The sequence below is a fragment of the Herbiconiux sp. FW305-C-125 genome (genome assembly GCF_058783455.1).
In genome coordinates, this window is sequence record NZ_JBYSYO010000001.1 from 1,097,916 (window position 1) to 1,115,217 (window position 17,302).

Annotated in this window: 17 protein-coding genes and 1 tRNA gene; 7 read left to right on the forward strand and 11 right to left on the reverse strand. The window is 68.7% G+C overall.

What is annotated here, in order from left to right; genetic code table 11:
• Positions 1–87: 87 nt before the first annotated feature.
• From AC3WLB_RS05680 to AC3WLB_RS05720, 9 genes are all read right to left on the reverse strand, one after another.
• Positions 88–1,554: a 2Fe-2S iron-sulfur cluster-binding protein gene (locus AC3WLB_RS05680; RefSeq protein WP_492504050.1), complete on the reverse strand. Its 1,467-nt coding sequence runs from the start codon at positions 1,552–1,554 to the stop codon at positions 88–90.
• Between the two features lie 99 nt (positions 1,555–1,653).
• Positions 1,654–2,409, reverse strand: a complete 756-nt coding sequence (locus AC3WLB_RS05685; RefSeq protein WP_492504052.1) for an IclR family transcriptional regulator — start codon at positions 2,407–2,409, stop codon at positions 1,654–1,656.
• 42 nt (positions 2,410–2,451) lie between these two features.
• On the reverse strand, positions 2,452–3,216 hold the full coding sequence (locus tag AC3WLB_RS05690) for a sulfite exporter TauE/SafE family protein (protein WP_492504054.1): 765 nt from the start codon (positions 3,214–3,216) through the stop codon (positions 2,452–2,454).
• Between the two features lie 42 nt (positions 3,217–3,258).
• Positions 3,259–4,287: a nucleoside hydrolase gene (locus tag AC3WLB_RS05695; protein ID WP_492504056.1), complete on the reverse strand. Its 1,029-nt coding sequence runs from the start codon at positions 4,285–4,287 to the stop codon at positions 3,259–3,261.
• Positions 4,284–5,138, reverse strand: coding sequence for a carbohydrate ABC transporter permease (locus AC3WLB_RS05700; protein WP_492504058.1), 855 nt, complete (start codon positions 5,136–5,138; stop codon positions 4,284–4,286). The genes AC3WLB_RS05695 and AC3WLB_RS05700 overlap by 4 nt, the downstream gene beginning before the upstream one ends.
• A gap of 3 nt (positions 5,139–5,141) precedes the next feature.
• On the reverse strand, positions 5,142–6,032 hold the full coding sequence (locus AC3WLB_RS05705) for a carbohydrate ABC transporter permease (protein WP_492504060.1): 891 nt from the start codon (positions 6,030–6,032) through the stop codon (positions 5,142–5,144).
• 69 nt (positions 6,033–6,101) lie between these two features.
• Positions 6,102–8,477 carry an extracellular solute-binding protein gene (locus AC3WLB_RS05710; protein WP_492504062.1) on the reverse strand — a complete coding sequence of 792 codons (2,376 nt, stop codon included), beginning with the start codon at positions 8,475–8,477 and terminating at the stop codon, positions 6,102–6,104.
• A complete protein-coding gene (locus AC3WLB_RS05715) occupies positions 8,474–9,439 on the reverse strand; it encodes a PfkB family carbohydrate kinase (RefSeq protein WP_492504064.1) in 966 nt (321 codons plus the stop codon). Before AC3WLB_RS05715 ends, AC3WLB_RS05710 begins: the two co-directional genes overlap by 4 nt.
• Positions 9,440–9,511: 72 nt before the next feature.
• Entirely contained in the window at positions 9,512–10,081 is a 570-nt protein-coding gene (locus tag AC3WLB_RS05720; RefSeq protein ID WP_492504066.1) for an LOG family protein, read from the reverse strand.
• A gap of 124 nt (positions 10,082–10,205) precedes the next feature.
• On the opposite strand from AC3WLB_RS05720, the gene AC3WLB_RS05725 reads away from it, so the two are divergent.
• Genes AC3WLB_RS05725 through AC3WLB_RS05750 form a run of 6 tightly spaced genes read left to right on the forward strand, consistent with a single transcriptional unit; the run spans position 10,206 to position 15,392 of the window.
• The gene (locus AC3WLB_RS05725; protein WP_492504068.1) at positions 10,206–11,132 is read left to right on the forward strand and encodes a dihydroorotate dehydrogenase; all 927 of its coding nucleotides are present in this window, start codon (positions 10,206–10,208) and stop codon (positions 11,130–11,132) included.
• Positions 11,129–11,587, forward strand: coding sequence for a hypothetical protein (locus AC3WLB_RS05730; RefSeq protein WP_492504070.1), 459 nt, complete (start codon positions 11,129–11,131; stop codon positions 11,585–11,587). The genes AC3WLB_RS05725 and AC3WLB_RS05730 overlap by 4 nt, the downstream gene beginning before the upstream one ends.
• Entirely contained in the window at positions 11,580–12,044 is a 465-nt protein-coding gene (locus AC3WLB_RS05735; protein ID WP_492504072.1) for a hypothetical protein, read from the forward strand. Before AC3WLB_RS05730 ends, AC3WLB_RS05735 begins: the two co-directional genes overlap by 8 nt.
• Position 12,045: 1 nt before the next feature.
• A complete protein-coding gene (locus AC3WLB_RS05740; RefSeq protein WP_492504074.1) occupies positions 12,046–13,302 on the forward strand; it encodes a Zn-dependent hydrolase in 1,257 nt (418 codons plus the stop codon).
• A complete protein-coding gene (locus tag AC3WLB_RS05745; protein WP_492504076.1) occupies positions 13,292–14,146 on the forward strand; it encodes an iron-sulfur cluster-binding protein in 855 nt (284 codons plus the stop codon). The genes AC3WLB_RS05740 and AC3WLB_RS05745 overlap by 11 nt, the downstream gene beginning before the upstream one ends.
• Positions 14,136–15,392 (forward strand): dihydroorotase, encoded by a 1,257-nt coding sequence (locus AC3WLB_RS05750; RefSeq protein WP_492504078.1) that lies wholly within the window; start codon positions 14,136–14,138, stop codon positions 15,390–15,392. Before AC3WLB_RS05745 ends, AC3WLB_RS05750 begins: the two co-directional genes overlap by 11 nt.
• Positions 15,393–15,465: 73 nt before the next feature.
• Here AC3WLB_RS05750 and AC3WLB_RS05755 read toward each other — a convergent pair.
• Positions 15,466–15,555 (reverse strand) — tRNA-Ser (locus AC3WLB_RS05755).
• A 69-nt stretch (positions 15,556–15,624) separates the two neighbouring features.
• Here AC3WLB_RS05755 and AC3WLB_RS05760 point away from each other — a divergent pair.
• Positions 15,625–16,380: a glycosyltransferase family 2 protein gene (locus AC3WLB_RS05760; RefSeq protein WP_492504080.1), complete on the forward strand. Its 756-nt coding sequence runs from the start codon at positions 15,625–15,627 to the stop codon at positions 16,378–16,380.
• On the opposite strand, the gene AC3WLB_RS05765 is transcribed toward AC3WLB_RS05760, so the two are convergent.
• On the reverse strand, positions 16,334–17,242 hold the full coding sequence (locus AC3WLB_RS05765; protein WP_492504082.1) for an alpha/beta fold hydrolase: 909 nt from the start codon (positions 17,240–17,242) through the stop codon (positions 16,334–16,336). The two genes, AC3WLB_RS05760 and AC3WLB_RS05765, sit on opposite strands and share 47 nt — an antisense overlap.
• Between the last annotated feature and the right edge of the window lie 60 nt (positions 17,243–17,302).

The following is a 17,302-nucleotide window of genomic DNA, read 5'->3' on the forward strand; positions in this document are numbered from 1 at the left end:
CTACCGCCTGGCCGGAGGTATGCCATTCAGCATAATTCGGTCTCGATCCGCCGTAGCGCTGCGACCAGGCACTCCACGCGACGCGGCTCACAGATCGAGCACGAGCTCGGGCGATCTCGAGCCCGAACAGCACACGAGCATGTGATCGTTCCGGCTTCGCTCGCGCTCGGTCATGACCACGTCCCGATGCTCGGGAATGCCGGCCAGCACTCTGACCTTGCACGATCCACACACACCCTCTTTGCACGAGTACGGGACCTCGACGTCGGCACCGAGCAGGGTGTCGAGCACGCTGCTGCCTCGCTTCACCGCCAACGACCGGCCCGAGCGGTTGAGGGTCACCGTGAATCCACCGTCGGTCGCGGCCGCTTCACTACGGAATCGCTCCAGATGAACACTCGACGGCGGCAGTGCGGCCGTCGCCTCCGCGAAAGCCTCCACCATCGACGACGGCCCGCAGCAGTAGAAGTGGGCGCCCGGCGGAGCCGTGGCCACGATGTCGGCCAGATCGATCCGGCCACCCGCCGACCCCGTCAGGTGGACACGGACCCGCTCGCCTCCCGCGCCGTTCAGTCGCCTGAGGGGATCCAGGAATGCCGCACCGCTCTGCGTTCGCGCCGAGTAGTGGAGTTCCCAGCTCCGGCCGAGCCGCTCCAGCCGCGCGATCATGGATTTCAGCGGGGTGATGCCGATGCCGCCGGCGACGAGCACGGTGTGAACCGCGGTCTCGTCCAGCGCGAAGTTGTTGCGTGGCGGGTTCACCTGAACACGTTCGCCCACCCGTAGGGCCTCGTGGACGTGCGCCGAACCGCCACGGCTCGCGGGATCGCGGTTCACCGTAACGACGTAACGGTGCCGTTCGGCGGGGTCGTTGCTGAGCGAGTAGCTCCTCGTCAGACCGGGAGCCAGGAGCAGATCGAGGTGCGCGCCGGCGGTGAACGGCGGCAGGTCGCTTCGATCGACGGCCATCAACTCGATCGAATTGATGTCGTCCGCCTCTCGACGGATCGACTCGATTCGGAGTTCCAGAACGGGCGCGCGGTAGCTGAGCGGGACATGTGGCTCCGCCGGCAGCTCGACCTCGATCGCATCGCCCGGCCGGACGACGCCGCCCCGGGTGACGATGCTCATCACGCCGGCCTTGCGCACCAGCCCCGCGGGCGTGGACTCGGCCACCTGCTTGAGGAGCCCGGGCTGGAACTCCTCGACCTGCACGCAGGGATTGCGAAGGCCGGTCAGCTCGATGACGGCATCGGAGCCGAAATGCAGCCTGGTGCCGGTGGGCAGGCCGAGCAGGTCGACCCCGCGCGTGGCGATGTTCTCGCCCAGATCGCCGGGCCTCACGACGTGATCCTTCTCGTCGAGTTCGTCGAACAGCTCGGCCTGGATCACATGCACCTGCCGCAGATTCGGGCGATTGCCGAAGCGCCTGACGTGATACTGATGCTGGTCGGTGACCCCCGCGTGCGCATCGCCTTCGACGCCGTGGTTCTCGATGAGCCGGATGCTGTCGACGGGGAGCTTGCTGAAGGCATGTCTCGTGCTGACCTGCACGCCGACCACCGTCGGGCTCGCCGGCGACTGTTCACGCTTCCGTCTCATGGAAACTATGCTTCCAGATTTCGAGTCAGGAAGCATCCGTTTTACAGAGAGTTAACGAACGGATGCCCCCAACTCTTCGGACATCGCGTTCGCAGCGGACACGACCCGGCGAACGGTCGCCGTCTTGACGGCGTCGGCGCCGAGGCGCCCGGCGGAGCCGGCGAGGGTGACACTGGCGGCGACCCGCCCCGTCGAGGTGAAGATCGGCGCAGCGACGGCCCATACACCGGCGTCGAGTTCGTCGTCGGCGATGTCGTAGCCGTTCGCTCGCACATCGCCGAGGCGCGCCATGACCTGCTCGACGGTGTGGGGCGTCGCCGAACGGAACTCCGGCAGCGCCTGCGACTCGAGGAGCGACGTGACCGTGTCGTCGTCGAGGTCGGCCAACAGCACACGTGCGGCCGCCGCGGCGTTGAACGGCATGCTCTGCCCCAGCCGCACGAACAACCGCAACGGGTACGTGCCCTCCACGAGTGCGACACAGAGGGCCTCGCTCCCCTGCAACTCGGTGAGGAACACGGTCTCGCCGGTCTCCTCGGAGAGTTTGCGGATGCCCGTGGAAAGAGCTTGCATGCCCCCCGTCGTGCTGATGTTGCGCTCGGCGAGGCTCCGGGTGGCGGCACCGAGGAAGTAGCGCAGACTGATCGGCGACCTGCTGACGAACCGCTCGTCGTGCAGGGTCGCCAGAACACGGTGCATGCTGCCGAGCGGGATGTCGAGTTGTTCGTGCAGCTCCTGCAGGCTCATGCCGTCCGGCCGCGCCGACAGTGCTTGAAGAACATGGAGGGCGCGAACGACGGGCTGCATGCATCCACCTTAGAGTTCGACCGCGCGCCGGTTCGGTCGCACTCACGCCCCGCCGGCCGCGATGAGGGCCGACAAGCCGCTCGCCGCCACGACGGCCGACCCGACCAGCGCGACGGCGAAAACCGCGCGACGGGCGAGCTTCGGATGCAGGCGCCCGGCGACGAGCTCGCCACCCACGATGCCGAATACGAGCGCCAGCGCGAGAACGACCCACATCCACCAGTCGAGTTGCGGCCAGCGGGACGGTTCCAGGGCGAGCTTCGTCACGACCGACACGAGTCCGATCGACAGGAAGTAGGGCTGCACGGTGGCAGCGAAGGCGCGCTGGGACCAGCCGCTGACGACCGCGTACACGCCCACCGGTGGCCCGCCGATCCCGGCCGCCGCATTCGTGAGTCCCGAGGTGAAGCCGGCGACCACGGGCGGCACTCTTCCCTGCAGCGTGACCGCGACCCGACGCAGGAGGATCGACCCGCTGAGCGCGACGATCAGCACCAGCCCGATCGAGAACTCCAACCAGTCGGGGTCGAGCAGCACGGCCAGCAACGAACCGGGAACGATTCCGACCAGCGCGGGGACGATCAGCCAGAGGTAGGTGCGCCATTCGATGTCCCGGCGCACCCGCAGGAGCACCAGGCCGGCGGACAGCACGCTGGCGAGATTGACCAGCACTACTCCTTCGAGCGGGCCGAGCAAGAGCACCAGGAAGGGGGCCGCGACCAGCGCGAATCCCATCCCGGTGGATCGTTGCGCGAACGCCCCGAGAAGAACGGCCAGACAGACTAGGGCGAGGACGTCACCGGCCATCGACGGATCGAGGTGAGGAGGGCGGTGCAGCGCGCGTCGTGCTCACCATGCGGCGTAGTTGTCGAACAGGGTCGCCAGCAGCCGCTCGTTGTCGACCTTCGTGACGACGCTGATCGGACTGGGGGGCGGATTCCGGAGAGTCAGCCCGACGTGCAACCGCAGGTTCTCGGCCGTCCAGGCGACGGGCCGACCGCGGGTGAGCGTGCCCTGGGTTTCGACGTCGACGATCATCTGCTCGGTCTCGACGATGTCGGGGTCGATGAGGAGTGCGACGGTGAGCGGGTCGTGCAGCAGGCAGCCGTCGATGTTGCGCCAGGCTGCCGCCAGGTCGATCCAGGGCCGGGTGGTCTGCACGACGTACGACGCGAGCGCGGACCGTGCCGGGTCGAGCCGATCGAGGTCGCTGTGCCGGAGAAGCGTCTGCGACGTGGCGTCCAAGGGCACCAGCGTGATCCGGGCTCCGCTGGTGACCACCTGCTGAGCGGCCTCCGGGTCGATGCCGAAGTTCAGTTCCTGCAAGAAGCCGGGCACGGCGAATCCGCCGCCCATGATGACGATCTCGTCGACGAGCTGAGGGAACTGTGGATCTATCTGGATCGCGTGCGCCAGGTTCGTGAGCGGGCCGATGGCGACGACCGTGATCTCCCCGGGATTCTCCCGCACGATCTCGACCAGCTTGGTGGCCGCACCCAATGCGTCACCCGCGTCGTAGTCGCCGGGCGCTTCGACGTCTGCCCAGGCTGCGAGGATCTCGGGCTTCGCCGAGTTCGCGTCCTGCCGCGTGCGCCACGGGCCGGAGGGTTCGACCAGTGCCGCGCTCGCCCCGGCGTAGACGGGCAGGTCGATCCCCAACCGATCGAGCATGGTCCGAACGACCGCGTAGCCCTGGTCACGGTGGGTGTTTCCGGAGACGACCGTGATCATCTCCAGGCGCAGTCGTGTCGGGGCGGCCAGCGCGAGCGCGATCGCCAGTCCGTCGTCGATGTCGGCCCCGGGTATCCCGTTGCCGGGATCGCAGTCGATGACGATGCGTCGCGGCTCACGACGGGTCGGCCCGGCCGCGGCGCTCATTCCTTGCTCCCGGATGACGCGAGCGAGTTCGTGAACTGGCGCTGGAAGACCAGCAGCAGCAGAAGCGGGATCGCCGCGGTCAGTGTCGCCGCCGCGAACATCTGGCCGTAGTCGACCCCGGACTCCTGAGCGAAGTCGGCGATGGCGACCGGCGCCACCCGCGCGCTGGGCGCCGGGGCGATGAGGAGCGGCCAGAGGAACGACTGCCACTGGAAGACGAACAGGATGAGTCCGGCACCCACCATCGAGGCCCGGGACAGTGGGAGGTAGATGCGCCAGTAGATCCCGAACCAGGACAGCCCGTCCATCCGCGCCGCCTCGCTCAGCGAGTACGGGATGTTGAGGAAGAACTGCCGGAGCAGGAAGATCGACAACCCGTTGCCGATGGCCGGCAGAATCAGGCCGATCAGCGTGTTCTGCAGGTCGGCGTCGCGGAAGGAGTTGGCCAGCGGAATCGCGATCGCCTCGAAGGGTACCAGGAAGCTCACGACCATCACGGCGAAGACCGCGCTACGGCCCGGGAAATCGAGGACGGCCAGCGCGAACGCGGCCAGCGACGACACGGCGAGGCCCAGCACGACACTGAAGAAGGCCACGATCACGGAGTTGATCAGGGCGACGGTGAAGTCGCTGCTCAGCACGGCGGCGTAGTTGTCGAGCGAGACCGAGGTGGGCAGGAGCGTGTTGATGGAGAAGGGCGAGAGGAACTTGAAGATCTCGTCCCCGGGCCGCAGCGACGACAGCAGCGACCAGGCCAGCGGAGCGATGGCGAAGATCGCGACCGGGACGGCGATCAGCAGCATCAACCGCCCGGTGCGCCGTTGGCGGGTGTTGGGGATGACGTCGGACACGATTCAGTCCTTCCCCGGCAGCAGCCGGAACTGGATGGCGACCACGAGCACGACGATGGCGACCAGCACGACGGTCGCGGTCGCCGCGCCGCCCGTGTCCGCCAAGGTGTAGGCCCGCTCGAAGATGAAGTTCATGATGAGGTTGGTGGACCCCTGCGGGCCACCCTGGGTGAGGATGCGCACGGGCGCGAACACCAGGAAGTTGGCGACGGTGTCGGCCACCAGCACGAAGAGCAGAGGCCGGCGCAGGCCGGGCAGGGTGATGTACCAGAACTGCTTCCAGCCACCCGCGCCGTCGAGCTCCGAGGCCTCGTAGAGACTGGTCGGGATGTCCTTGATACCTGCGACGAGGAAGGTCATCCAGTAACCGACGCCCACCCAGCTGCAGATGATGATGATCGACATCAGAGCCGTCTGCGGGCTCACGAGCCACGGGACCGGCGGGATGTCGAGCACACCCAGGGCACCGTTGATCGGACCATCGGGCCGGAACAGCACGCCCCACACGATCGCCGAGACGATCTGGGGTACGGCGATCGGCAGCAGGATGAGCGTGCGCCAGAGCCCGACCAGGGGAACACGTTTGGTGAGCACCACGGCGAGCCAGAGCGCGAGAGCGATCTGCAGCGGGTTGATGATCACGGCGAAGAGCAGGGTCACCGCCAGTGAGTTGAGAAATGATGGGTCGCTGAAGATGTAGGTGAAGTTGGCGAAGGAGAAGTCGCCCGCACGGTTGGTGAACGACGAGCCGATCGCCTGAACCGACGGCACGAGGCGAAGGAAGATGAGCCCGACACTCGCGGGCAGGAGGAACAGCGCGGCAGTGAGGGCGAGCCGGGCACGGCCGCTGAGGCGGCGTGCCGGCGCCCCTCGGCGCGAAGATGTCTGAGTCACGGAGACCACGAACTTTCAGAAGAAGCGGGAGCCGGCTGCTCGGGGCGTGGGCCCCGAGCAGCCGGATGCCTAGCGGTACTGGCCGAGTTGCCGAACGAGGTCGGCCTGGGCGGCGGCGAGGATCGCATCCGGGTCGCCCCCGTTGCGGATGTCGGCGAAGGCCTTGTTGACCACGGTCTCGAAGTCGACATAGCCGATCGATGACGGTCGACGTTGCGCGTGCTCGTCGGAGTCGACCGTGAGCAGAGCGCCGTACTGCGACGTCTCGTCGGGCGCGATTCCGTCGATGTAGTGGATGTACTTCGGGTAGGCCTTCTGGTTCACCGGCGGCAGGTTGAACTTGGTCGACGACGCGACCGCACCGTCGGTGGTCAGTGAGAGGTACCGCGCGAACTCCTGAGCGGCGCCCTGGTGTTCACTGAAGGCACTCACTCCGACCGCCCAGGAGTCGGTCGGCGTGACGACGTCGCCTCCTGCCTGGTAGGGCAGCGGGGCCATGCCCCACTTGTCCTTCAGAACACTGTTCTGCAGGTCGGTGATCCGGGCCGGGCCGGCCACGTAGAAGGCAACGGAACCGTTCTTGAAGAGGTCCGGCATCTGCGCGGAGGCGACACCCCGCGGGGACAGGCCGGACGAGTAGAGGTCGCCGTACCACGAACCGAAGCCCTGCCACTCGGCGGTGTCGACTTCGGGGGTGAGGTTGCCGTCGCCGCTGAGACCGGACCCGCCGCCCATCGACATGATCACGGGCTGGAGGGCGTAGTAGGCGTCGACCTGTTCGAACGCGAAACCGTACTGCGCGCCCGCGCCCTGCGCCTTCTGCGCGGCGTCGAGGGTCTGCTCCCAGGTCCACCGGCTGGCGTTGTCGGCGCCGGGGGCCTCGACACCCGCCTGGGCGAGCAGATCCTTGTTGTAGAAGAGGAACGTGTCGCTCGTCCAGAGCGGATACGCGTACTGCTGGTCGTTCCAGGTGACCGAGTCGATTCCACCCGCGGTCAGCGACTCGTCCATCGCGGACTTGTCACCCGAGACGTCGAGCAGGAAGCCCTTCTCCGCCATGGACGGCAGGCGCGGCGGGTCGACCGCGATCACGTCGATCGACGTGTCCTTCGCGCCGAGCCGGGCCTGGGACTGCGCCGCCATCTCGGTGAACGGGATGACCTGCAGCTCGACCGTGATGTTCGGGTGCTCGGCCTCGAACGCCGTGATGGCGTCATCGAAGACCCCCTGGTGCGGCGTCACGAAGGTGATCGTCTGCTTCTCGTCCGGGTCGGCGCTCGATGTGGCGGAACATCCCGCGAGGGACATTGCCGCGATGGCAATCGACGCGCCGGCGATTCTGCCGACATTCTTGTTCATGCTAGATTCCTCTTTCGGTGGGGGCTGCCGGGTGCTACCGAAGATCGCCATCTGTGATGGCACCTGGCGGTTCTCATTCAGTGGATAGGAACAGCCGCAGGAGCGGCGGCGAACGAGCTCGATCTCGCAGGTGATGTTTCGAGCGTCGTTCGCGTCTGTGGGCCGCGCCAGCGCCACGGCGTGGCGGGCGATCTCGGCCAGCGGTTGGGCCACCGTCGTCAGCGGCGGCGAGCTGAACACCGACTCTTCGGTGCCGTCGAACGTGATGAGCGCGATGTCGTCCGGGATGCGGATTCCCCTGTCCGCCGCAGCCGCCATGAGGCCCAGGGCCTGCAGTTCGTTCGCGACCAGGACGGCGTCGGGCAGCACGCCCTCGAAGAGCCGGGCGGCCACGTCGTAGCCACCCTGGCGCGAGAAGGGCGCCTCGAAGAAGAGATCGTCTCCGTTCGCGAGGCCACGCGCCTTCAGCGCCTTCCGCCAGCCGCCGATCCGCTCGACCGAGGTGAACAGACTCGACGGCCCGGCCACGATCGCGATTCGGCTGTGACCGTGTTCGACCAGGTGGTTCGTCGCCACCACGGCGCCCTCGAAGTTGTCCACGACGACCGATGCGACCCCGGATCCGGGATCCCGCCGATCGAGGACCACTACCGGGATGCCCGCCACCCGGGCGTCTTCGACGTGGGTGTGGTGGCCGACGCCGACGTACAGGAGGCCATCGACCTGGCGCTCGATGAAACTGTGCACGAGGCGGCGCTCCCGGACGTCGCTCTCGGCGGAGTTGCCGACGAGCAGAACCCGCCCTGACGCGAAGACCTCGTCTTCGATCGCGCGGGCGAGTTCGGCGAAGAAGGGGTTCGCGATGTCCGGGACCACGAGGCCGAGGGCGCCGGACGACCCGCTCGCGAGCGCCTTCGCGATGCCGTTCGGGCGATACCGGGTCTCAGCGATCGCCGCGAGCACGCGCGCCCGGGTCGCCGCCGCAACGGGACGGGGGCCGTTGTTGATGACATAGCTCACGACCGCCGGGGAGGTGCCGGCGAGCCGCGCGACATCCTCTCGGGTCACCCGGGTGCCATCCGTCATGACCGCGCCCCCGCCTGTCGCTGGAGCACGTCGTCGATCTCCGAACGGATCGGGTAGCCCGCCGCGGTGCCCGCGCGACTCACCGCGACGGATGCTGCCGCCAGACCGCGAATCGTCGCAGCCCTCAACGAGCTCCCTTCGGCGAGCGCGAGTGCGAGCGTGCCGGTGAAACAGTCGCCCGCACCCGTCGTCTCGATGACTGTCGTCGCGAAAGCGGGCTCATGCCAGCATCCGGATGCCGTCGCACCGACCGCGCCGAGCGCCCCGAGGGTGATCACAGCCGACGTCGCGACCGTCTCGACGAGCGCGATGGCGAGGGTCATGGCCCACGCCACCGGGTCGGCGGACACGTCCGGGGTCGCACGGGGAAGCCCGATCTGCTCGGCGAGAGCGATGGCCTCGGACTGGTTCACGACCACCGGGTCGGCACGACCGATGACCGTCGATCCGACGGACACCACCGGCGCGAGGTTCAGCACGAACCGAGCGCGCAACCGCTCCGCGTAGTCGGCGGCGCCCTGCACCGCTCGACTGCCGAGCTCGCCCTGAGCGAGCACCACGTCGGGATGGCCGGGCAGCGCGACCGGATCGGGCAGATCCGCTCCCGTGACCGATCGATTGGCACCGGATTCGACGACGATGACGTTCTCGCCGGCCTGGTCGACGGTGATCGACGCCGACCCAGTCCTCGCCGCCTCGATCGAACTCACGTGGTCGTCGTCGACGCCGAGTCGTCGCAACTCGGTGCGGACGAACTCCGCCGACGCATCGACCCCGACCGCTCCCACGAGGATGCCCCGGCCACCCTGCAGTGCAACGGCAGCGGCCTGGTTCGCACCTTTCCCGCCGAGGCCTTCACTGCTGTCGATGGCGATCACCGTCTCACCGGCGCCGGGCAGTTCCGCGACGTAGCGGGTGCGGTCGTGGTGGACCGATCCGAGCACGACAACGGTTGTTGCCACGGTGGAGCCATGCTGCCTCATCGGTATCCTCTCTGACGGTGAAGAGGAATCTACGCGCATTGTCTACGCGCGTCAACTACGACTGGAAAGTGGATTTCCAGAATTGCCCGCACGGCCGCGGCGTGCGAACTCGACGACCTCGCGTCCGCTCCTCACCATGACGAGCGAGTTCTCATCGGCCGGCATGAATCCGCTGCGCTGCATTCCGGCGACCAACTCGACCAGGGGGTCGAAGAAGCCGCCGGTATCGAAGAGCGCGCACGGGGTACCGTGGCGGCCGAGCCGGAAGAGCGACCACGCCTCGACGATCTCTTCGAGCGTTCCCGAGGCCCCCGGCAGCGCGACGACGACGTCCGACAACTCGAGGATTCGCTCCTTGCGCCGATGGCGATCGGCGGTGACCTCGAGATCGGTGAGGCCACGATGCGCGGCTTCCCCACCTTCTCCCCCGTCGGCCACGACGCCGGTCACCGCCGCACCCGCGGCCAGCGCCGTGTCGGCGACGATTCCCATGAGGCCCGTGCGTCCGCCACCGTACACCACGTCGAGTCCCGACTCCACCAACTCGGCCACGAAACGACGGACGTCCTGCTCGATCTCCGGCGAAGCAGCCCTCGCCCCGGCATAGATGCCGACCCTCATCGAATTCCCCTCTCCGCCGACGTCATCGACGACCTCGACTTGACTTCCGGCCGACACGTGCCGATACTTCTACTTCCAGTCATTGTGGAAAGCATATTTCCACCTCACGGAAATTGGATGCGACGTGACGATCACCCTCCCCGCTCGGACCGAGGTCGACCTGCGCGTGCAGATCGGAGCGCTCGAACTCCGCAACCCCGTCATGCCAGCGTCCGGATGCTTCGGCCCCCAACTCGGCGAGCTGATCGACGTCGAGGCGCTCGGTGCCACCGTCACGAAGACGGTCTTCCTCCAGGAGCGCGGCGGGAACCCCGCTCACCGCCTCAGCGAGATCTCGTCCGGCGTCGTCAACAGCGTCGGCATTCCCAGCCTCGGCCCGGCTGGTTACCTCGCCCACCAGCACGGCGGATACGCTGCGCTCGACGCCCCGACGATCATCAGCGTCGGTGGGCACTCACCGGCCGAGTACGCGGAGGTGGTCCGGCGTCTCCGCGGGCACGGCGCCGCCTACGAGCTCAACGTGTCCTGCCCCAATCTGGACAGCGACGGCCGGGACATCGGCTCTGACCCGGGCGCCATCCGAGCGGCGGTGACGATGGCCCGCGACGAGACCGACAAGCCCCTCATCGTGAAGCTCCCGGTCATGACGGCTTCCATCGCCGAGTGCGCCGCGGCGGCCGCCGCCGCCGGAGCGGATGCGGTGTGCGTCGCCAACTCCGTCCCGGCCTTCCCGTTGATGCCGGGCACGACCACCCCTGCTCTCGGCAACCGGGTGGGCGGCCTCACCGGCCCGGCGATCCGTCCCATCGTGCTCCGTCTGGTCTGGCAGGCCGTTCGGGCCGTCGACATCCCCGTCATCGCCTGCGGCGGAATCGAGACCGCGGACGACGCGCTCGAGTACTTCTCGCTCGGCGCCTCCGCCGTGCAGGTCGGGACCGCCACTTTCGGCAACCCCCTCGCCCTGGTCTCGATCGCCCGAGAACTCACCGATCGCTGCGCGCGTGCACAGGTGACCGGCATCCGGGAGCTCCTGCGGACGGTGCCGGCATGAAGTCACGCGATCTCGCCGAATTGGCACTGGACATCCAGGCGCTCGCTCCCGACATCGCCACCGGCGCGTCTGCGGCGGCCCGGTGGATGACCCAGCCGGCCATCGCCCGCCGAGTGGCGATGGCCATGGCTGAGCGGGTGCCGAGCGGCACCGATCGGCTCGTCTCGAGCGGGGAGGCGGCAGAACTCCTCGGAACAGCGGTGTCGCTCACCACCGGGTTACCCGTCCTGATCGTCACCGACCACGACGAACTGGGCGACCAGCATCCAGGCGAGGCCGTCTTCTCCATCGCCCTCACCGAACCAGGGGGCGAATCCGGGCCGGCAGGCCGCGCAATCGATCTGGTGCTGATCGGCACGAGCGGTCTGCCGCGCTGCATCCTGCGATCCGTGCGCGATCAACTCATCCCGGTCGGGCCGGATGGCGCCCTCGACCTCAAGGAGGACCATGACTGACCTGACCGTCACCGAAGCGATCTCGCGCGTGCGGCGAGGATCGCACGACGACACGTGGATCGATCTCGGCATCGATCCCGCCGCAACCGAACGCATCGGTGCAGAGATCGCGGCCCTCCTGAGAACCGTGGGCGTCGATCTGGTGATCAGCTGGGACGGCGAGGACGACGTCGTCCTCGCGCACGTCACCGCCCGGCACCTCGGCGTTCCGCGAGTCGTGGCCTACGAGGAATCGGGGCTGCTCACGACATCCCGGTCGGGCCACGCCGGCCGAGCCGCGCTCGTCTCCACCCGCCTCTCCCGGACGCGGCCGGTCGCGGCCGTGCGGGGGTTGCTCGAGAGCCAGGGAGTCGAGCTCGCCGTCGCGGTCGAACTTCTGCCGTCCCTGCCCGACAGGTACACCGCGGGTTCGGCGACACCCACCACCCCGATCATCACGCTCACCGAGGTCGGGTGACGTGACGGATCAGCTGAACTCCATCGAGTCGCTTCTCGACCGTTTCGCGAGCATCACCGCAACCGAGGGGCCGGGCGTCACGCGCCTCTCCTACACGCCGCTGGAACGAGCCGCTCACGATCTCTTCGCCGATCACATGAGCTCACTCGGCTTGCGGGTCGTCACCGATTGCGTGGGGAACACGATCGCCGAACTCGCTCCCAACCGTCCGGGCGGAGCCGGGGAGGCCGCCGTCGGAACCGGCTCGCACCTGGACAGCGTGCCGGAAGGCGGGCGTTTCGACGGCGTCGCAGGAGTGGTCGCGGGGATGGAGGTCGCGCGTTGGGCGTCGGAGTCCGAGCGCATCCGCACTCGCCCATGGCGGTTCGTCGCCTTCGCCGCCGAAGAAGGAGCTCGCTTCGGACAGGCCTGCAACGGCAGCCGACTCGTCGCGGGGTTGACCACCTCGGCCGACCTCCACCAGCTGAGCGACGCCGACGGGGTGTCGCTCGCCTCGGCCATGACGGCATGCGGGCTGTCGCCCGACCTCGCCGACCGAGCCGTCTGGGCTGCGGCGGAATGGTCGGCCTTCATCGAGTTGCACATCGAGCAGGGCTCCGTGCTCGAGAGCGCCGGCGTGCCGATCGGCATCGTCGAGGCGATATCGGGGAGCACCCGACTTCAGATCGGAGTCACCGGCGTCGCCTCGCACACGGGCGGCTCGCCGATGCACGATCGCCGCGACGCCCTCGCCGGAGCGGCTGAGTGCATCCTCGCCTGCGAGCGAGTCGCCACGGACTTCGAGCACCACCGCACCCGGATCACGGTCGGACGCCTGACGGTGCACCCCAACGCCATCACCACCATCCCCGGTGAGGTGCAGTTCGCGGTGGATGTGCGTGATGTGGATGCGACGCGACAGCGCAGCACCGCCGACGCGCTGATCGACCGGTTCGAGGCGATCACCCGCCGGCGCGGCCTCGGGCTCCGGGCCGAGCTGCTCGCTGACACGGCACCGGTCTTCCTGCCCGCTCGAGTGCGCGACGTGGTGAGCGCGGCGGCCCGCGATTCCGGCCATCCGTACCGCGTTCTCGTGAGCGGAGCGAGCCACGACAGCCAACAAATCAACCACATCGTGCCGACCGGGATGATCTTCGTGCCGAGCAGGCGCGGATTGAGTCACACCCCCGAGGAATTCACGCCCACTCACCAGATCCGAACCGGCACCGAAGTGCTGCTCGAGTCGCTGTATCGATTGGATGCCGTCCGTGACAACTGAGAGCTACGACAGCATCAGCCTGCTCCCGCCTCGAGCTCGGCCGAAACCGTGTGTGGGCAAGGCCGCCGTGGTCGCCCATCACGACGTGGCTCCCGGCATCCGTCGCCTCGTCCTGCACTCCCCGTCGGTCGCGTCCACGGCGCAAGCGGGCCAGTTCGTGATGGTGACCGTGCCCGCATCCGCGGACCAACGCATCCTGCTGCCCCGGCCGATGGCTATCCATCGTCGTCATCGCGCGAACGGGAACATCGAACTCATCTACAACGTGATCGGTCGCGGAACCGCTGCTCTGGCACGTGTGCGCACCTCCGACTCGCTCCTGGTCACCGGTCCGCTCGGCCGCGGATTCGACCTTCCCGTCGCCGCCGGACCCGTGCTGGCCCTCGGGCGCGGTATCGGCGTGTGCTCCATCATGGGGCTGGTCGAAGATGCGTCCGCACGCGGGGTGGCGTGCACGGCCGTGCTGAGTGCGAGCACATCGGAGCGACTCATCGGCATCGACGATTGCCTCTCGCTCCGAGCGGATGCGCTTCCCGTGGTCGACAGCGATGGGTCGAGCGCGGTCGGCGCGCTTCGCGAGAGTCTGATCGCTCGCTTCGACCGGTTCCCACCGTCGACGATCGCGGTGTGCGGCTCCTCCCGTCTCACGCGGCTGGCTCAGGAGTTGGCAGACCGCTGGCGGGTCGGCGTCCAGGTGTCCCTCGAAGCGCACATGGCGTGCGGCTTGGGATACTGCCACGGCTGCGCGGCACCGAACCCCTCGGACAAGGAGAGCGAGGGCCCGCTGGTGTGCGTCGACGGCCCGGTCTTCGCCCTGGGCCAGGCCGGCACGGATGCTCGTTAGCGGGGTGCGCCTGGGCGGCAACCCCGATCCGGTCGATGTGGAGGTCGCCGCCGGACGCATCGCCGCCATCCGCCCGACCCGTCTCGGTGCCGGTACCGGTAGCAGGCGGGTGCTGCTTCCCGCGTTCGTCGATCTTCACACGCACCTCCGCGAGCCCGGCGGCGAGGCCAGCGAGACGCTGCTCACCGGTGCGCAGGCCGGGGCTGCGGGCGGGTTCGCCGAGCTCTTCGCCATGGCGAACACCGATCCGCCGACCGACACGGTGGCGCGCCTTGCGGAGCTTCGATCCCGCGCAGCCGGACTCCCGGCAGGCATCCACCCGGTCGCCGCGGCGACGGTCGGCCTCGACGGCACAGCGCTGGTCGACGTGGAGGCCCTGGTGGCCGCGGGCGTCACGATGTTCTCCGACGACGGCCGGTGCGTTGACGACGAGGCTCTCGTTCATGAGTTGCTCACCCGACTCGCCCGCTGCGGCGGGGCGTTCGCGCAGCACGCCCAGAGCGCGGCACTCGTGCGTCTCGGCGTCATCGATTCCCGCGTGGCGACCTCCGGGGTGCCCGGCTGGCCGACCATCGGCGAGGAAGCCGTCATCGCCCGCGACATCGCGCTCGCCCAGGACACCGGCGGCCACCTCCACATCTGTCACGTCTCGAGCGCCCGCAGCGTCGACCTGATCCGCAGCGGCAAGGATCGTGGTGTTCACGTCACCGCGGAGGTCGCTCCGCACCATCTGGAGCTGACCGCCGCGGACGCCGCGCTGCGCGGGCCCGAGCTCAAGGTCAATCCGCCGCTGCGCGACCGCGCCGACGTGGCGGCGCTCCGCGAGGCTCTCCGCGACGGGACGATCGATGCGGTCGCAACCGACCACGCCCCCCACCCGCGATCCGCCAAGAGTCTGCCGTGGGCGACCGCCGCCTTCGGCTTCACTTCGCTGGAGACAGCCTTCCCGATCGTGGCCGACGTCCTCACCGACGCGACGACTGGCGTGGTCGACTGGGATCGGCTCACCGAGGTCCTGTCGTCGGCACCCGCTCGCATCGGCGGAATCGCTGAGACAGCGGGGCGCCCGGTCCGCGTCGGAGAGCCGGCCACGTTCGTGGTCGTGGAGGGCGGAACCAGCGCGGTGGTGCGAAGCGCCGAGCACCTCAGTCTCTCCCGGAACTCCCCCTTCGAAGGCCGGCGCATCAACCACCGCGTCGTGCAGACCGTCCGAAACGGAGCCGTCACCTTCGCCGCCGGAGCCTGACCTCGTCGCCGTGCGTCGGAACGAAGAAACCCCCTGCCCTCCGCTCGGACGGCGGAAGCAGGGGGTTCATCTGTGGCGGTACCGGTGGGATTTGAACCCACGGTGGAGTCTCCCCCACACAACTTTTCGAGAGTTGCACCTTCGGCCGCTCGGACACGGTACCGCAGACGAGTGTACGCGAGCGGCGCTCGGCGCGCCAATCAGGGCGGAGCGCAGCCGATAGTCTGACGGCATGGAGATCACGATTTCCGTCGTCATCCCCGCCCGAGACGACGCCGCCTTCCTGCGGCGGGCGCTCGAAGCCCTTGCTGCGCAGACCCGCCCGGCCGACGAGATCGTCGTCGTCGACAACGGCAGCTCCGACGACACCGCCGAGGTCGCCCGCAGCCACGGCGCGCGCGTCATCGACGAACCCGTGCAGGGCATCCTGCGCGCCACCGCCGCCGGCTTCGACGCGGCGACGGGCAGCATCCTCGCCCGCATCGACGCCGACTCCGTGCCCCGGCCCGACTGGCTCGAACGAGTCGCACAGGTCTTCACCCGACCGGATGCGCCCACCGCCTACACCGGCCCCGGCGCTTTCTACGACATCAACGCCGCCGGCGCCTGGGCGGGCAAGACCTTCTACCTCGGTGGTTACGTCACCTGGATGACGCTCTTCCTCGGCCACGCCCCGCTCTTCGGAAGCAACATGGCGCTGCGCCGTGACGCGTGGCTGCGCATCCGCGACACCGTCCATCGCACCGACCGCCGGGTGCACGACGACCTCGACATCACCTACCACCTGCTGCCCGACATGACAGTCGAGTACGACCCGACCCTCGTGATGCCGATCTCGGGGCGCCCGTTCCACTCCTACAAGGGCTTCATGCGCCGCCTCGGCTGGGCCTTCCGCACCATCGCGGTGAACCTCCCGGGGCAGTGGCCGTGGCAGCGCTGGGCTAGGCGCCGTCGGCTTTCGCGTAGAGCTCCAGCAGGTCGTTCGTGAGCTCGTAGGGCGCGTCTTCGCAGGGGCTGTGCCCGGTGCGATACACCGAGATGGATGCGCCGATCGCCTCCGCGAAGCGGGCGTGCCGGGCGAGCGGCCACAGATCGTGCTCCCCCACCGCCACCGCCTTGGGGATGTCGACGGCCGCGAGCTGCGCCTCCAGGTCGGGGGCGTGCATCATGATGCGCATGATGTCGCGGTGCGAATCGCGGCGCGTGAGGTGGAAGCGGTCGCGCACGAACCTCAGCCGCCCGGGCTTCACGTGCAGCACGTTCGCCTGCACGCCCCAGCGCATCAGGTTCGCGGCAGCACCCGGGGTGGCGATGCCGGAGAACCAGCCGATGCGGCTCACGCCGGCGAAGCTCTGCCCGGGGTCGGGCGGGGTGCCGAGGAGTGTCAGGCTCGCCACCAGCTCGGGCCGCGAGGTCACCACGACCTCGGCCACCACACCCGCGAAGGAGTAGCCAAGGAGGTGCACCGGCCTGGAGCCCGCCTCGAGAAAGGCCACCATGTCGTCGACGAAGAGCTCGAGCGTGTAGTGCGGCTGCGGCGGCGTGAGGTTCCACGGGCCGGCCGCGTGCGACTCGAACTGCCCCGCGAGGTCGTAGCTCTGCACGAAGAACCCGGCGGCCACGAGCTCGGGCATGATGAAGTGGAAGTCCTCTTTCGACCCGGTCGCCCCAGCTACCAGCACGACCCGCGGATGCGCGGGGTCGCCCATCGAGACCACCGCCAGCTCCCCGCTCGGCGCGGCGAAGGTGCAGGTGACGGCACCCGCGGGCGGCGTCACCCAGTCGATGTCTGGGAGGTTCTCGTCGCGGGTGACCGCACGCTGCTTCGCCTCCAGGGCCGGGTCCAACACGCCCCCAACTTACCGTTTCCGCTCGTCGATCCGTGCCATCCTGATGCCGAGCGGGAGGCG

What these genes read in the sequence shown, in the direction of transcription:
- AC3WLB_RS05735 (WP_492504072.1), top strand. Translation starts at nt 11,580, where the DNA reads ATGACTGACCTGACCGTCACCGAAGCGATCTCGCGCGTGCGGCGAGGA.
- AC3WLB_RS05710 (WP_492504062.1), bottom strand. Translation starts at nt 8,477, where the DNA reads ATGACGGATGGCACCCGGGTGACCCGAGAGGATGTCGCGCGGCTCGCC.
- AC3WLB_RS05685 (WP_492504052.1), bottom strand. Translation starts at nt 2,409, where the DNA reads ATGCAGCCCGTCGTTCGCGCCCTCCATGTTCTTCAAGCACTGTCGGCG.
- AC3WLB_RS05750 (WP_492504078.1), top strand. Translation starts at nt 14,136, where the DNA reads ATGCTCGTTAGCGGGGTGCGCCTGGGCGGCAACCCCGATCCGGTCGAT.
- AC3WLB_RS05730 (WP_492504070.1), top strand. Translation starts at nt 11,129, where the DNA reads ATGAAGTCACGCGATCTCGCCGAATTGGCACTGGACATCCAGGCGCTC.
- AC3WLB_RS05760 (WP_492504080.1), top strand. Translation starts at nt 15,625, where the DNA reads ATGGAGATCACGATTTCCGTCGTCATCCCCGCCCGAGACGACGCCGCC.
- AC3WLB_RS05690 (WP_492504054.1), bottom strand. Translation starts at nt 3,216, where the DNA reads ATGGCCGGTGACGTCCTCGCCCTAGTCTGTCTGGCCGTTCTTCTCGGG.
- AC3WLB_RS05695 (WP_492504056.1), bottom strand. Translation starts at nt 4,287, where the DNA reads ATGAGCGCCGCGGCCGGGCCGACCCGTCGTGAGCCGCGACGCATCGTC.
- AC3WLB_RS05720 (WP_492504066.1), bottom strand. Translation starts at nt 10,081, where the DNA reads ATGAGGGTCGGCATCTATGCCGGGGCGAGGGCTGCTTCGCCGGAGATC.